This window comes from Enterobacter sp. kpr-6 (assembly GCF_900116015.1).
In the GTDB taxonomy this organism is placed as follows: domain Bacteria; phylum Pseudomonadota; class Gammaproteobacteria; order Enterobacterales; family Enterobacteriaceae; genus Enterobacter_D.
The window spans coordinates 713,689-728,067 of record NZ_FOYH01000002.1 but is presented as its reverse complement, the minus strand read 5'-3'; the positions used below and the strand labels follow the sequence as shown (position 1 = coordinate 728,067).

The following is a 14,379-nucleotide window of genomic DNA, read 5'->3' as shown; positions in this document are numbered from 1 at the left end:
GATTTCCTTAACGGTTATCCCTGGGCGTTTTTCTCACCGGGAGGGGGAGGTGTTCCGCTTATCTTAGGGACACACTCGTGACGAAACCAGGCCAGGGTCACCGGCTGGCGGCGAATTAACCGTTTACACAGCGGGATGATCTGCTCGCCAATCAGCATACCAAACAAACCGAGCAGCGCGATCACCGGCGGTGCCGGGGAGTTAACATCGATAACGACATAAATCACCCCGGCAAGAATGCCCATGGCAAGAGAAACAGCATAGGTTTTTAGCATCGTCATTCCGCCTTTTTCGCTATTGCAGAGACAATGGGTTGATGAAAGGAGATCTGCGCGGTGGGTTCCGGCGTGATAAACCGGGAGGCCAGCTGGCTGCCGAGGATCATACCCAGTAAGCCAATCAGCGCCACGGCGGGCGGCGCAGGCGAACGGACGTTGAACAGGGCATAAATCAGCCCGATGAGCACACCCGCGCCTAGCGAAAGGAGTAAAGGACTCAAAGGCCCTCCTGTTACGAAAGCGCAGGCCGCCACGCAAGGTAACGACCTGCGAGAAGGATTAGCGAACCGGAGCCGGAACCGGGGCCAGCGTGTTGTGCTCGCTCTTCTGGCGGGACGGGGCTTTGTGCACCATGGTGTAAGCGTAATCCACGCCCATGCCGTACGCGCCGGAATGCTCACGCACAATATCCATGACCTGGGTGTAAGTTTCTTTACGCGCCCAGTCACGCTGCCACTCCAGCATCACCTGCTGCCAGGTCACCGGGATCACGCCCGCCTGGATCATGCGCTGCATGGCAAAGTCATGCGCTTCTTTAGTGGTGCCGCCTGACGCATCCGCCACCATGTAAATTTCGTAGTCGCCTTCCAGCATCGCGCACAGGGCGAAGCTGTTGTTACACACTTCGGTCCACAGGCCCGCGACCACCACTTTTTTCTTGCCGTTGGCTGCCAGCGCGTCACGCACTTTCTGGTCGTCCCAGGAGTTCATGGAGCTACGCTCCAGAATGTCCTGACCCGGGAACACGTCCAGCAGTTCCGGGTAGGTATTACCTGAAAAACTTTCCGTTTCTACGGTGGTGATAATGGTCGGAATATTAAAGACCTTCGCTGCTTTCGCCAGCGCAACGGTGTTGTTTTTCAGCACCTGGCGGTCGATTGACTGCACGCCAAACGCCATCTGCGGCTGGTGGTCGATAAAGATCATCTGGCAGTTTTGCGGAGTCAGGACTTCAAGTTTGCTCGTGGTCATCATGTTTCCCATTAAGGTAAAAAGTGAAAAGTTCCGTGGAATAACGCACCAGTGACGGCCGCCGTCTTGCCTGGCATGTCACTGTCCTGGCGCAGTGTAGGAACCTTTCACCCCCCCGCCAATTATCTCTGTGTATAACTATACGTTGGTATAACTATCCCTTTGTATAACTAGATCTTTCGCGGAGCTGCTGAACATAATCCGGGCAATATTCATCTCTCTCGGAGGTTCTATGGTTACCCTCGGTAAAGCCGATATCATTCTGACGAATGGTAAATTTCACACCGTCGATCGTGAAAATCCGGTCGCAGAAGCGATCGCGATCCGTGACGGTAAATTTCTTGAAGTCGGCAGCCTTAACGAGGTGATGCAGCATCACTGCGACGCCACCAAAGTGATCGACCTGAAAGGCCATACCGCGATCCCAGGCCTTAACGATTCGCACCTGCACCTGATCCGTGGCGGCCTCAATTACAACCTCGAACTGCGCTGGGAAGGGGTGCCGTCGGTGGCCGATGCGCTGCGGATGTTAAAAGAGCAGGCGCTGCGTACCCCGTCGCCCCAGTGGGTGCGCGTGGTGGGCGGCTGGAGTGAGTTCCAGTTCGCGGAACGCCGGATGCCGACGCTGGATGAGATCAACGACGCGGCACCCGATACCCCGGTATTCGTGCTGCACCTCTACGATCGCGCCCTGCTTAACCGCGCCGCGCTGAAAGTGGTGGGTTATACCAAAGACACGCCGAACCCGCCGGGCGGTGAGATCCAGCGCGACAGCAATGGCAACCCGACCGGGATGCTGATCGCCCGCCCGAATGCGATGATCCTCTACGCGACGCTGGCAAAAGGCCCAAAACTGCCGCTGGAACAGCAGGTGAACTCCACGCGCCAGTTTATGCGCGAACTCAACCGCCTCGGCCTGACCAGCGCCATTGACGCGGGCGGCGGTTTCCAGAACTACCCGGAAGATTACGAAGTCATCGCTGAACTGCACGAGAAAAAGCAGATGACCATCCGCATCGCCTACAACCTGTTTACCCAGCGTCCGGGGCATGAACTGGAAGACTTCGAAAAGTGGACCGACATGCTGACGCCAGGACAGGGCAGCGACTACTTCCGCCACAACGGAGCCGGGGAGATGCTGGTCTTCTCCGCTGCCGACTTTGAAGACTTCCTCGAACCGCGCCCGGACTTAGCGCCCGGCATGGAAGATGAACTGGAGCGCGTGGTGCGCCATCTGGTCGAGCACCGCTGGCCGTTCCGCCTGCACGCCACCTATGACGAATCCATCAGCCGGATGCTGGATGTCTTCGAAAAGGTCAACCGCGACATTCCGTTCAACGGCCTGCACTGGTTCTTTGACCACGCGGAAACCGTCACGCAGCGCAATATCGATCGCATTAAAGAACTGGGCGGCGGCATTGCCGTGCAGCACCGCATGGCGTTCCAGGGCGAGTACTTTGCCGAGCGTTATGGCATCGAAGCCACCCGTCACACGCCGCCGGTCGCGCGGATGCTGGAAACCGGCGTCCCGGTTGGCCTTGGCACCGACGCCACCCGCGTCGCCAGCTACAACCCGTGGACCGCGCTTTACTGGCTGGTATCGGGCCGCACCGTGGGCGGTATGCAGATGTATGACGTCAACGCGCGTCTCGATCGTGAAACCGCGCTGATGCTGTGGACCCAGGGCAGTGCCTGGTTCTCCAGCGAGCAGGGCAAAAAAGGGCAGATCAAAACCGGTCAACTGGCCGACATGGTGGTGCTGAGCAAAAACTACTTCAGCGTGCCGGAAGAGGAGATCAAAGGCATCGAGTCGGTGCTTACCCTGGTGGACGGCAAGATTGTCTATGCGGCAGGCTCGTTTGGGGCGGAAGCGCCGCCGTCGATCCCGGTGTTGCCGGAGTGGTCGCCGGTGGTGAAGGTGCCGGGTCACTACCGCAGCGCGCCGCCGGATGCACAAACCCGCGTGGGGATGATGAACCAGGCGCACCATTGCAGCGGCCCGTGCGGTGTGCACAGCCACTCCCATGATATTGCCCGTGGCTCAAACATCCCGGTTGCCGAAGAAAACGCCTTCTGGGGCGCGCTCGGCTGTAGCTGCTTTGCGTTCTGATCCTATGAAAAATTCTCTCAACGCTAACCCGCCCCGGATCGATCTGGGGCTGTTATTCCTGCGTCTGACGGGCAGCCTGCTGTTGCTGCACGTCCATGGCTTACCGAAAATTTTTCACTTCAGCGAGGAACTGACCCGCATCTAAGATCCGTTCGGCCTCGGCCCGTGGATGAGTCTGCTGCCCGCGATTTTTGCCGAAGTGATCTGCCCGTTGTTTATCATCGCGGGTCTCTTTACCCGTCTCGCGTGCCTGCCGGTTATCGGCGTGCTGCTGGTGGCGATGCTGTTTGTGCATCCCGACTGGTCGATTGCCGAAGGGCAGTTTGGCTGGCTGCTGCTGATTATTTTCACCACCCTGGCGCTGACCGGGCCAGGCCGCTGGCGCGTCGGCACGAAGATGACAGGTGCAGGGGAGGTGTCCCGTGGCGCAGGTTAACGATATTCATGCGATCCCCGCCGCCGATCTGCCGCCGGTGGCGGCGGTATCGCCGTGGCAGCCGCTGCGTCAGCGTGTCTTCTGCATGCTGTGGATCGCCACGGTCGTCTCCAACGTCGGCTCCTGGATGAATGACGTGGGGGTGAACTGGACGATGCTGACGCTGAGTGCCGATCCGCTCTCCGTGGCGCTGGTGCAGGCTGCCAGTAGCCTGCCGATGTTCCTGTTCGCCCTGCCGTCGGGGGTGATGGCGGATATCGTCGATCGCCGCAAATATCTGCTGTTCTCGCAGATCTGGGTGTTTATCGCCGCCGCCGGGCTGACGTTTATGTCATGGGCGGATCTGGTCACGCCAACGGTGCTGCTGATCGCCGCGTTTTTACTCAGCACCGGCGCGGCGATGAGTTCGCCGCCGTTCCAGGCCATCGTGCCGGATCTGGTCAGTAAAGAAGAACTGGGTCCGGCGATTGCGCTTAATTCACTGGGGATCAATATCAGCCGCGCCATCGGCCCGGCTTTGGGCGGGCTGGTGCTGTCGTTTGCCGGACCCTGGATGGTTTTTGCCCTCAACTCCCTGTCGGTGCTCGGCGTGTTCTGGGTGCTGTACGTCTGGAAAGCGCAGCCCAACGTGCAGCGCCTGCCGCCGGAACACTTCTTCCCGGCGGTGCGCGCGGGCGTGCGCTATGTACACGCCGCACCGGTGCTGCGTAATGTGCTGGTGCGCACCGTGGCGTTCTTCGTGTTCGGCAGCGCCGGGTGGGCATTACTGCCGCTGGTGGCGCGGCGTGAACTCAATCTCGGACCTGGCGGCTACGGCATTATGCTCGGCTGCATCGGCGTCGGAGCGATTTGTGGCGCGCTGCTGCTGCCCCGGTTGCGCAGGCATTTCAACCCGGATCGCCTGATGGTGCTGGCAAGCGGGATGTTCGCCATCACCATGCTGGCGCTGGCCTTTGTGCGTCACTTCTGGCTGCTCAATGCGTTTGAGTTCTTTACCGGTTTTGCGTGGATCGCGGTGCTGTCAACGCTCAATCTCGGCGCACAGCGCAGCGCGGCCAAATGGGTTAAGGCGCGTGCGCTGGCAGTTTATCTCACCGTTTTCTTCGGCTCGATGACCGCAGGCAGCGCTCTCTGGGGCCAGCTTGCCTCGCAGTTCAGCATTCCGTTCTCCCTGACGGTCGCCACCGTCGGCATGGTGCTGGCGAGTGCCACGGTATTGCGCTGGCGTCTCGACAAGGACCCGGATCTCAATCTCGATCTGAGCACCATTAACGAAACGGTACCGGAGCTGCAACTTCATCACGATCGCGGCCCGCTGATGGTGAGCTACCACTACCTGATCGATCCTGAAGACGCCCACGATTTTGTGGTCTGTATGCAGGATATGCGCCGCGTCCGGCGTCGCGGCGGGGCAATGAACTGGGCGATTTATGAAGACATTCTCACGCCCGGCATTTTCGTTGAAACCTTCGTGGTGGGTTCGTGGCTTGAGCATTTACGCCAGCGCGAGCGCTACACCATGAATGACCAAAAAATTCAGAGCCGGGTGCTGGGTTTCCATCGGGGAGAGGCCCTCCCGGAAGCGCGTTATCTGATCGCCCCTTAATACAACCGTTCACATCATTGACAGAGGTAAAGCATGAGCACATTTAAGACGCAGGATGGTACGCAGATTTATTACAAAGACTGGGGAACCGGTAAGCCGGTCCTGTTCAGCCACGGCTGGCCGCTGGACGCTGATATGTGGGACAGCCAGCTTAATTTCCTCGCTGAAAAAGGCTATCGCGTGATTGCGTTTGACCGCCGTGGTTTTGGTCGCTCCGATCAGCCGTGGGACGGTTATAACTACGATACGTTTGCTTCTGACATCAACGATCTGCTGACCCATCTGGATCTTCAGCAGGTGACGCTGGTGGGCTTCTCGATGGGCGGCGGCGATGTGACGCGCTACATCAACAACTACGGCACGGCGCGCGTGGACGGCCTGGTGCTGCTCGGCGCGGTGACCCCGATTTTCGGCAAAACTGCCGATTACCCGGCGGGCGTGGATATGTCGGTATTCGAAGGCATTCGTCAGGGTCTGCGTAAGGATCGCGCGCAGTTCATCAGCGATTTTGCCACGCCTTTCTACGGCACCAACGCAGGCCAGACCGTCTCTGACGGCGTGCTGACCCAGACGCTGAATATCGCACTTCTGGCGTCCCTGAAAGGGACGCTGGACTGCGTGACCGCCTTCTCTGAAACCGACTTCCGCCCGGACATGGCGAAAATCGACGTGCCGACGCTGGTGATCCACGGCAGCCACGATCAGGTGGTGCCGTTTGAATCCACGGGCAAGCTGGCGGCAGAGATGATCGCAGGCGCTGAACTGAAAGTGTACGACAACGCACCGCACGGTTTTGCCGTCACTCACGGCGATGCGCTGAACGCCGACCTGCTGGCATTTTTAAACGCACGCTAATCCCTGAAAAAGACCGGTAATCGCGCCGGTCTTTTTATCTGTTAAGAAATAACGCAATTCCCTTATTTTATTTTTATCCCTAATAAAAAAGCGTTAAATCCCGCCTTGTCATATAAAAGAAATAATAGTGTCATTATTCTGTCATAATTCAATGGCACTCTTCTAATGGGATTTTTTTAGCCTGTCATAAGTTTAAAATATATCTCTGGATCAAGATGATAACTTCGTGTATTACTTATTTATCTTATTCACACAAGAAGGGATAATCATGGTTAGCGCAGTATTAAATGTTAAAATTGACGAAGCAGTGAAAGAAAAACTCCGTCATTATGCAGAAGTGAATAATGAAAACCTGAGCACGGCGACAGAGAAACTGCTGTTACTGGCGCTGGAAAGCACCTCCGAAGCCGAACTGTCTGAAGATGATATTGACAGCCAGCACACCGAAGAAGAAAACGCATCGCCTCTAACCGCTAAAGAAATCAAAGCGCTACGCAAACTTCTGAAGAAGAAAAAATGAAATCACAAACACAATCCACCGCCGGTAGTTACGGCGAAGCCTGCGAATTATTACGCTCAGGCTATGTGAAAAGTGTACGTCTGGACTGGAATCTCGGCACCGATGAGTTTTTTCGCATTGCGTCAGACTGGTGCGATGCCGGTGCAAAAATCAAAAAAGAGGGAGACAACTTTGTCATTTCTCTTAAGGGATTTCCTATCCCACGGCAGTAGTCATTTTCGGTAACCGGGCGTTCATCGAAATAACATTATGACGTGAGAATGTGATCCGAAATATTCCCGTCATAATTCAAGTTGCCTGTGCGTTGGCTTTATTACCTGGCCCATCCATTATAACGCTGACCAACAACAGTGTTACTTTGTGTGACTGTGTTGCTATAATCACCCATGGAACAGAACCATTGGGAGGATTTATGGCTAATGCACGTTTGAGACAGCAAGGTGGCGCGATGGTGGTTACCGTACCGAGCGATTTCGCCGCGGTTATGGGCTGGAGCATCGGTACCGTGCTGAGTTTTGAAAAGTCCGGCGATACCGCGCAGGTGAAAGCCGAAAGACGCACCCCGCGCGGGCGCAAGACCGTGGCGCAACTGCTTGCCAACGTTGACCGCGATGACATTAAGCGGCTGAACGAGTCTGTTGCCGACGATCTGGCCTCTGGCCCCAAAGGGGATGAGGTTATCTGATGCCACCACGGAGAAGAACGCCAGGAAAGGGCGAGATATGGCACGTCAACGGCGATCCAGTTTCCGGCAGAGAGTTTAAAGGGGCGCATTACTACCTAGTTATCTCTCACTCAGAACTGGTCAAAGCACTGGGTACTGCGGTTTGTTTGCCAATTACCAGCGCGGGCATGAAATCACGGAATGAAAATGTGGCGGTTTATCTTGATGGCAGCAGCACCGATACCGGCAAGGTGACGGGGGTTGTGATGTGCTATCAGTTGCGCTCCATGGACTTATCCGCACGCGGAGCAACCTACGCCGCCAAAGTGGATGCAGCCGTTATGGATGAAATTATGGGGCTGGTAGTCGACCTCATTGACCCACAATAAAACGCTGACGACGGGCCACCCGGCTCGTCGCGATTTCATTAAATATATTTTTTCTGCCTCAGTGAAACCGGCTGGTGGATAAGTGACGCCCAGACGGGTTGTAGCGTGGTAAATGCCGCGCGCATGGCTTCATCCGACAGCGTAAACGGCATCCGCATATAGCGATCAAACGCCCCCTGCAAACCAAACCGTGTCCCGGTACCCAGATTAATGCCCGCACTTTCCGCACGCGTGGCAAACAGCGTCGCCAGCGCTTCCGGTAATTCGATCCAGAAAGAGAGCCCGCCCTGCGGGGAAACAAACTGCCACTGCGGGAAGTGCTCGCGCATCAGCGCCGCGCAAAAATCACGCCGCGCCGCCAGCATTTGTCGCCGGGCCGGTAAAAATTGTTCGCCGTTGTCCATCAGCCAGCCCGTCGCCAGTTGCTCCAGCAGCGGCGAGCCTAAATCCAGCGTGTCGCGCATCTGCACAAGTGTGGCAATGGTGCGCGACGAGGCGCGGATCCAGCCCAGACGCAGCCCGCCCCAGAAACTCTTACCTGCCGACCCAAGCGTAATCACCGGAGCCTGCGGGTTAAAGGCGGCGAGTGGCGCGGGCGGCGGCGCGTCGTACCATAAATCCACCATCGTTTCGTCCACCACCAGCGTGGTGCGCGTCTGTGCCGCCAGATCCGCCACTTTCTCCCGCGTGGCCGCATCCATACAGCGCCCGGTGGGATTGTGAAAATCGGGCATCAGGTAGGCCAGGCGCGGGGCCGTCTGGGCAATGGTCGCGGCGAGGCCGTCCAGATCCCAGCCGCTTGCAGGCAGCGTCACGCCGACCGGTCGACAGGATGCGCCCTCAATGGCGGCAATCGCCAGCGGGTAGGTGGGATGATCGACCACCACGCGATCGCCCGGCCCGGTGAGTAAACGCAAAATCAGCGCAAAGCCGCTCACCGCGCCGTTGACAATCATCACTTCATCGGGCCGGGTGTCCAGGCCGCGCGCGCTGTAGCGCCGGGCGATGGTTTCACGCAACGCCAGCAAACCCTGCTGGTCGTAGCCGGTGTTGGCAAAATGCGTCGGCATCAGGTTCAGCGCATGTTGATAGGCCTGATGGATTTCCGGCCCGGCGGCAAGGGCGGCGGTGGAGAGATCCACCGCTGTCTGCTGCTGCATTCGCGTCGGCACTTTCCGGCTGCTTTCCGGCAACACGACCACCGAACCGCTACCCTGATGGCTAAGCAGATAACCTTCGTCACGCAACTGCGCCAGCGCGCTGGCAACCGTGGTGCGGCTGACGCCGAGCGCGGCGGCCATTTCCCGCTCGCCGGGCAGACGGGTATCCAGTGCCAGCCGGCCGTCGAGGATCAACAGGCGCAGCGCCTGGGCAAGCTGCCGCCACAGCGGGGTGCGGGACGAGGTATGTTGCCACTGACCGAGCAGGCGCAGCAGTGACTGGCTTCCAAAACGACGGGATGACATAGCAGTCCACTTTTTAAAAACTGGTCATTAATCATAATGCCAATTGCCGCGAAGATGGCAGTCTGATTTTTCGTTCTGAGGTGTGTATGGTACGACGTTTGATTCAGCTCTATCTCGGCCTGACCTGTTATGGCGTGTCGACGGCGATGTTTGTGCGGGCCGATCTTGGGGCCGATCCCTGGAACGTCTTTCACCTCGGGGTGGGAAAACTGCTGTCGCTGAATATTGGCCTGGTGATGATTATCACCGGCGCGCTGGTGCTGCTGCTCTGGATCCCCCTTCGCCAGCGGCCTGGGCTTGGGACGATCAGTAATGTGATCGTGATTGGCCTTGCGGCAGATGCGGCGCTTGCAGTGTTGCCGCCGCTGGAATCACTGACGGCGCGTAGCGTGTTGCTGGGCGCGGCGATTATCGTCAATGCGCTGGCGACCGGGATGTACATCGGCGCGGGCTTTGGCGCGGGGCCGCGCGACGGTCTGATGACCGGGATCAACGCCCGCACCGGCTGGTCGGTGCGTACCGTGCGTACCGCCATCGAAGTTACTGTTTTACTGCTCGGCTGGGCGATGGGCGGCACCTTTGGCGTCGGCACCGTACTTTATGCCCTGACTATCGGCCCGCTGATCCAGCTCTGCCTGCCATGGTTTCGCCCGCGTAAAGCGGCGGCGGTAAGCGCGCTCGCCTGATTCGGCGAAGCGCTCACAGCAGTCCGGCGCGCATTGCGTTACACTGACGCCATTCCGTTGGCTGCTGTGATCTCTATGAAACCCATAACCCTTTATGATGTGGCCCGCCATGCGGGTGTCTCCTACCAGACCGTATCGCGGGTGATCAATCAGGCGGAGCATGTCTCCGCCCGCACCCGTGAAAAGGTGCAACTGGCGATGGCGCAGCTGCACTACATTCCTAATCGCGGCGCGCAGCAACTTGCCGGAAAACGCACCCGCACGCTGGGGCTGATGACCACCGATCTGGCGCTGCATGCGCCGTCGCAGATCGCCTCCGCCGTGAAAACCCGCACCGGACAGGCGGGGGGAACGACGCTGATTTCGATGGTGGAACAGCACGATCTCGCCACCTGCACGGCGGCGCTTCAGGAGCTGTTGTCCCAGCGCGTGGAAGGGGTGCTGATTAACGTTCCCCTTGAAGATGACGACGCGCAGGCGCTGGCGGCTCAGGCCGGAACTACGCCGGTGCTGTTTCTGGACGTCAGCCCGACGGCGGCGGTGAACAGCCTGGTGTTCGACGCAGATGAAGGGGCGCGTCTCGGCGTGGCGCATCTGCTGGGGCAGGGGCACAGCGCGATTGCGCTGCTCGGCGGGCCGCCCGGTTCGGTATCAGCGCGGGCGCGTTTTTCCGGCTGGCAGGCAGCGCTTTCGCAGGCAGGCGTAACGCCCTGTGCCAGCGCTTTTGGCGACTGGAGCGCGGCGTCCGGCTATGAAAAAACGCATCTGCTACTGGCGACCAGTACGCCTTCCGCCATTCTGGTGGCTAACGATCAGATGGCGCTGGGGGCTATCCGAGCCTGTGCGGAGAAGGGCATTCGCGCGCCCGGCCAGGTGTCGGTGGTCGGTTATGACGATACCGCCGACAGCGCCTGGTATACGCCGCCACTGACTACGGTTCGTCAGGCCTTTAAAGACGCCGGGCAGCGCAGCGTGGACTGGCTGCTGAACCCTGAGGAAACAGCGCACCCCGTGCAGATGCAACTGCCGGTCACGCTGGTGGTTCGCGGCTCCACCTCACCGGCAAACGACGACGGCGAAAACCTGGCGCAGCGGCTGGTGGAGTTAGCCCAACTGGTGGCCCGGCAGGAAACACGGTAACGCTTTTGTGATCGGATCCACTTCTGGTGGATCCCCCTCTTTACCTCTTCTCTGTAAACATGCATGCTGGATCTCATTGTGAGCGCTTCGCAAAACTATGAGGTTTCAATGTCTGCATCTGCTTTATCCACTCTGATTGCCCGCCGCGACTGGGAAAATCCGGTCGTCACCCAATGGAATCGTTTACCGGCGCACGCGCCGATGAATAGCTGGCGCACGGCGCAGGAGGCCTGCACAGAGGCGGCGTCCCCGTCCCGGCGGCTGCTTAACGGCGACTGGCAGTTCTCTTTCTTCCCGGCACCTGAAGCGGTTCCCGACTCCTGGCTTACTCAGGATGTGGCCGGTGCGGTGACGATGCCGGTGCCGTCGAACTGGCAGATGCAGGGCTTTGATACCCCCATTTACACTAACGTCACCTACCCGATCCCGGTGACGCCGCCGTTTGTACCGAAAGAAAATCCGACCGGCTGTTACTCGCTCACATTTGAGGTGGACGAGGAGTGGCTGGCAGACGGGCAGACGCGCATTATTTTCGAGGGCGTGAATTCGGCGTTTTATCTGTGGTGCAACGGCGAATGGGTGGGCTACTCCCAGGACAGCCGCCTGCCCGCTGAGTTTGATCTCAGCGGCCTGCTGCACGCGGGCGTTAACCGCCTGGCGGTGATGGTGCTGCGCTGGTGCGACGGCAGCTATCTGGAAGATCAGGATATGTGGCGGATGAGCGGGATTTTCCGCGACGTGGTGCTGCTGCATAAACCGACGACGCGCATCAGCGATTATCATGTCGCGACCGAGCTGAATGGCGATTTTAACCACGCACAGTTGCGCACTCAGGTGCAGCTTGAAGGCGCATTTACCGACTGCCAGGTGGCGGTGGCGGTGGCGCTGTGGCGCAACGGGGAAATCATTGCTGAAGGGCAAACCTCGCCGGGCAGCGCGATTGTTGATGAGCGCGGCGCGTGGGCGGAGCGGCTTAACCTGAGTCTCGCCGTTGATAAACCGCTGCTCTGGAGCGCCGAAACGCCGCACCTCTACCGGCTGGTGATTTCGCTTTTCAATGCGCAGGGGGAAGTGCTGGAGTCGGAGGCCTGCGATGTGGGATTCCGCAAAGTGGAGATCAGCAACGGCCTGCTGAAACTCAACGGCAAACCGCTGCTGCTGCGCGGCGTGAATCGTCACGAGCACCACCCGGAAAACGGCCAGGCCATCGACGAAGCGACAATGCGCCAGGACATCATGCTGATGAAGCAGCATAACTTTAACGCCGTGCGCTGCTCGCATTATCCGAATCATCCGGCGTGGTATCGCCTGTGCGACCGCTACGGTCTGTATGTGGTGGACGAGGCCAACATTGAAACCCACGGCATGGTGCCGATGAGCCGCCTGTCCGACGATCCGCGCTGGTTCCCGGCGATGAGCGAGCGCGTAACGCGCATGGTGCAGCGCGATCGCAATCACCCGTCGATCATCATCTGGTCGCTGGGCAACGAATCCGGTCACGGGGCCAGCCACGACGCGCTCTATCAGTGGGTGAAAAGCACCGATCCGACGCGCCCGGTGCAGTACGAGGGCGGCGGGGCGAACACCGCCGCGACCGACATTATTTGCCCGATGTATGCCCGCGTGGACATGGACCAGCCGTTCCCGGCGGTGCCAAAGTGGTCAATCAAAAAATGGCTGAGCCTGCCCGACGAACATCGTCCGCTGATTTTGTGTGAATACGCCCACGCGATGGGCAACAGCTTCGGCGGCTTTGCCAAATACTGGCAGGCGTTCCGCGACTATCCGCGCTTGCAGGGCGGCTTTGTCTGGGACTGGGTCGATCAGGCGCTGACCAAAACCGGGGAAAACGGCGAGCGCTTCTGGGCTTACGGCGGCGATTTTGGCGACACGCCGAACGACCGCCAGTTCTGCATGAACGGGCTGGTGTTCCCGGATCGCACGCCGCATCCGGCACTCTATGAAGCCCAGCGCGCGCAGCAGTTCTTCCAGTTCCGCCGGGTCGGCACCGCGCCACTGGAAATTGAGATCGCGAGCGAATATCTGTTCCGTCACAGCGATAACGTGCGGTTGTGCTGGACGATTGCCCGCGACGGCGAAACTCTGGCGAGTGGCGAGACGCTGCTTGATATCGCCCCCGAAGGGACGCAGCGCATCACGATTGACGCGCCGGAGATCGCTGCCGCCCCCGGCGAGCTATGGCTGAATGTGGAGATTTATCAGTGTGATGCTACCGACTGGTCGCCTGCGGATCATCTCTGTGCCTGGGATCAGTGGCGGTTGCCGACCGCGCTCGGTATGGAACCGCAAACCCCAGGCGGCGCTGCGCCGGTGCTTACGGTCAGCGATGACGATTTTGTCATTAGCCATGAGGATTCGCGCTGGCAGTTCTCGCGCAACAGCGGCGATCTGACCCAGTGGTGGCAGGGCGATCGCGCCACGCTGCTGACGCCAGTGCGCGACCAGTTTACTCGTGCGCCGCTGGATAATGACATCGGCGTCAGCGAAGTGACGCGCATCGATCCCAACGCGTGGGTTGAGCGCTGGAAAGCCGCCGGCATGTACGCCATGCGCGCGCAACTGCTGGAGTGCCGCGCGGAGCAACTGGAAAACAGCGTGCAGGTGGAGACCCGCCACGGCTGGGCGTTTGACGGCAAGCTGCTGTTTATCAGCCATAAGCAGTGGCGGGTGGACAACAGCGGCGTACTGCACGGCGACGTCACGGTGCAGGTGGCTCAGGACGCGCCGCCGCCTGCGCGCATCGGGTTAAGCTGCCAGTTAGCGGATGTTGCGCCAACGGCAAGCTGGCTGGGACTGGGGCCGCACGAGAACTATCCTGACCGCAAACTCGCCGCCCGCCAGGGGCGCTGGACGTTACCGCTGGAGGCTTTGCACACGCCGTATATTTTCCCCGGCGATAACGGTTTGCGCTGCGATACCCGCGAGCTGCGCTACGGTACGCATCAGTTTAACGGACGATTCCATTTTGCGTTAAGCCGCTACGGGCAGGCGCAGTTGCAGGTGACGACGCATCATCATTTGCTGAAAGAGGAGCCGGGTTGCTGGCTGCATCTGGATGCGTTCCATATGGGGGTGGGCGGGGATGATTCCTGGAGCCCGAGCGTGTCACCGGAGTTTTTGCTCGGGGAAGAGCAGGTGCATTACCGGTTTAGCTGGCGGCAGGGGGAGTAGGCCGCGTTTCCCCCTCCGGGAGAGGGGAAGGTATCACCCTCACCCCGGCCCTCTCCCTGAGGGAG

14 protein-coding genes and 1 pseudogene are annotated in these 14,379 nt (G+C 59.3%); 11 read left to right on the top strand and 4 right to left on the bottom strand.

Features of this window, described 5'->3' with window-relative positions:
* Positions 1–14: 14 nt before the first annotated feature.
* Genes BM373_RS08185 through BM373_RS08175 form a run of 3 tightly spaced genes read right to left on the bottom strand, consistent with a single transcriptional unit; the run spans position 15 to position 1,250 of the window.
* Positions 15–275 carry a XapX domain-containing protein gene (locus BM373_RS08185; RefSeq protein WP_090460920.1) on the bottom strand — a complete coding sequence of 87 codons (261 nt, stop codon included), beginning with the start codon at positions 273–275 and terminating at the stop codon, positions 15–17.
* 2 nt (positions 276–277) lie between these two features.
* Entirely contained in the window at positions 278–499 is a 222-nt protein-coding gene (locus BM373_RS08180; protein WP_090460919.1) for a DUF1427 family protein, read from the bottom strand.
* 58 nt (positions 500–557) lie between these two features.
* Positions 558–1,250, bottom strand: coding sequence for a hydrolase (locus tag BM373_RS08175; protein ID WP_090461092.1), 693 nt, complete (start codon positions 1,248–1,250; stop codon positions 558–560).
* Positions 1,251–1,482: 232 nt separating this feature from the next.
* Between BM373_RS08175 and BM373_RS08170 the strand changes: the two genes are divergently transcribed.
* From BM373_RS08170 to BM373_RS08135, 8 genes and pseudogenes are all read left to right on the top strand, one after another.
* The gene (locus BM373_RS08170) at positions 1,483–3,360 is read left to right on the top strand and encodes an amidohydrolase (protein WP_090460918.1); all 1,878 of its coding nucleotides are present in this window, start codon (positions 1,483–1,485) and stop codon (positions 3,358–3,360) included.
* A gap of 4 nt (positions 3,361–3,364) precedes the next feature.
* Positions 3,365–3,796, top strand: a pseudogene (locus tag BM373_RS08165) (DoxX family protein).
* Positions 3,783–5,402 (top strand): MFS transporter, encoded by a 1,620-nt coding sequence (locus BM373_RS08160; RefSeq protein ID WP_090460917.1) that lies wholly within the window; start codon positions 3,783–3,785, stop codon positions 5,400–5,402. The pseudogene BM373_RS08165 and the gene BM373_RS08160 overlap by 14 nt, the downstream one beginning before the upstream one ends.
* A 33-nt stretch (positions 5,403–5,435) precedes the next feature.
* Positions 5,436–6,257, top strand: a complete 822-nt coding sequence (locus BM373_RS08155) for an alpha/beta fold hydrolase (RefSeq protein ID WP_090460916.1) — start codon at positions 5,436–5,438, stop codon at positions 6,255–6,257.
* A 268-nt stretch (positions 6,258–6,525) separates the two neighbouring features.
* Positions 6,526–6,777, top strand: coding sequence for a hypothetical protein (locus BM373_RS08150; protein WP_090460915.1), 252 nt, complete (start codon positions 6,526–6,528; stop codon positions 6,775–6,777).
* Positions 6,774–6,989 (top strand): hypothetical protein, encoded by a 216-nt coding sequence (locus BM373_RS08145; RefSeq protein ID WP_090460914.1) that lies wholly within the window; start codon positions 6,774–6,776, stop codon positions 6,987–6,989. The genes BM373_RS08150 and BM373_RS08145 overlap by 4 nt, the downstream gene beginning before the upstream one ends.
* A gap of 200 nt (positions 6,990–7,189) precedes the next feature.
* A complete protein-coding gene (locus BM373_RS08140; protein ID WP_090460913.1) occupies positions 7,190–7,462 on the top strand; it encodes an antitoxin in 273 nt (90 codons plus the stop codon).
* Positions 7,462–7,830 carry a type II toxin-antitoxin system PemK/MazF family toxin gene (locus BM373_RS08135; protein ID WP_090460912.1) on the top strand — a complete coding sequence of 123 codons (369 nt, stop codon included), beginning with the start codon at positions 7,462–7,464 and terminating at the stop codon, positions 7,828–7,830. The genes BM373_RS08140 and BM373_RS08135 overlap by 1 nt, the downstream gene beginning before the upstream one ends.
* A gap of 38 nt (positions 7,831–7,868) precedes the next feature.
* Here the strand turns inward: BM373_RS08135 and BM373_RS08130 are convergent, their stop codons facing one another.
* Positions 7,869–9,296, bottom strand: a complete 1,428-nt coding sequence (locus BM373_RS08130; RefSeq protein ID WP_090460911.1) for a MocR-like transcription factor YczR — start codon at positions 9,294–9,296, stop codon at positions 7,869–7,871.
* Between the two features lie 86 nt (positions 9,297–9,382).
* Here BM373_RS08130 and BM373_RS08125 point away from each other — a divergent pair, with 86 nt between their 5' ends.
* The 3 genes from BM373_RS08125 to BM373_RS08115 all read left to right on the top strand — a co-directional run bounded on the left by BM373_RS08125 (position 9,383) and on the right by BM373_RS08115 (position 14,314).
* Positions 9,383–9,982: a membrane protein YczE gene (locus BM373_RS08125; RefSeq protein WP_090460910.1), complete on the top strand. Its 600-nt coding sequence runs from the start codon at positions 9,383–9,385 to the stop codon at positions 9,980–9,982.
* A gap of 75 nt (positions 9,983–10,057) precedes the next feature.
* Positions 10,058–11,122, top strand: coding sequence for a LacI family DNA-binding transcriptional regulator (locus tag BM373_RS08120; RefSeq protein ID WP_090461091.1), 1,065 nt, complete (start codon positions 10,058–10,060; stop codon positions 11,120–11,122).
* Positions 11,123–11,230: 108 nt separating this feature from the next.
* Positions 11,231–14,314, top strand: coding sequence for a beta-galactosidase (locus BM373_RS08115; protein WP_090461090.1), 3,084 nt, complete (start codon positions 11,231–11,233; stop codon positions 14,312–14,314).
* Positions 14,315–14,379 lie beyond the last annotated feature (65 nt).

Bases quoted from the DNA above. Each gene is read 5' to 3' on its own strand.
- BM373_RS08140 (WP_090460913.1), top strand. From the start codon at position 7,190: ATGGCTAATGCACGTTTGAGACAGCAAGGTGGCGCGATGGTGGTTACC.
- BM373_RS08155 (WP_090460916.1), top strand. From the start codon at position 5,436: ATGAGCACATTTAAGACGCAGGATGGTACGCAGATTTATTACAAAGAC.
- BM373_RS08150 (WP_090460915.1), top strand. From the start codon at position 6,526: ATGGTTAGCGCAGTATTAAATGTTAAAATTGACGAAGCAGTGAAAGAA.
- BM373_RS08145 (WP_090460914.1), top strand. From the start codon at position 6,774: ATGAAATCACAAACACAATCCACCGCCGGTAGTTACGGCGAAGCCTGC.
- BM373_RS08115 (WP_090461090.1), top strand. From the start codon at position 11,231: ATGTCTGCATCTGCTTTATCCACTCTGATTGCCCGCCGCGACTGGGAA.
- BM373_RS08185 (WP_090460920.1), bottom strand. From the start codon at position 275: ATGCTAAAAACCTATGCTGTTTCTCTTGCCATGGGCATTCTTGCCGGG.
- BM373_RS08175 (WP_090461092.1), bottom strand. From the start codon at position 1,250: ATGACCACGAGCAAACTTGAAGTCCTGACTCCGCAAAACTGCCAGATG.
- BM373_RS08125 (WP_090460910.1), top strand. From the start codon at position 9,383: ATGGTACGACGTTTGATTCAGCTCTATCTCGGCCTGACCTGTTATGGC.
- BM373_RS08120 (WP_090461091.1), top strand. From the start codon at position 10,058: ATGAAACCCATAACCCTTTATGATGTGGCCCGCCATGCGGGTGTCTCC.
- BM373_RS08130 (WP_090460911.1), bottom strand. From the start codon at position 9,296: ATGTCATCCCGTCGTTTTGGAAGCCAGTCACTGCTGCGCCTGCTCGGT.
- BM373_RS08170 (WP_090460918.1), top strand. From the start codon at position 1,483: ATGGTTACCCTCGGTAAAGCCGATATCATTCTGACGAATGGTAAATTT.
- BM373_RS08135 (WP_090460912.1), top strand. From the start codon at position 7,462: ATGCCACCACGGAGAAGAACGCCAGGAAAGGGCGAGATATGGCACGTC.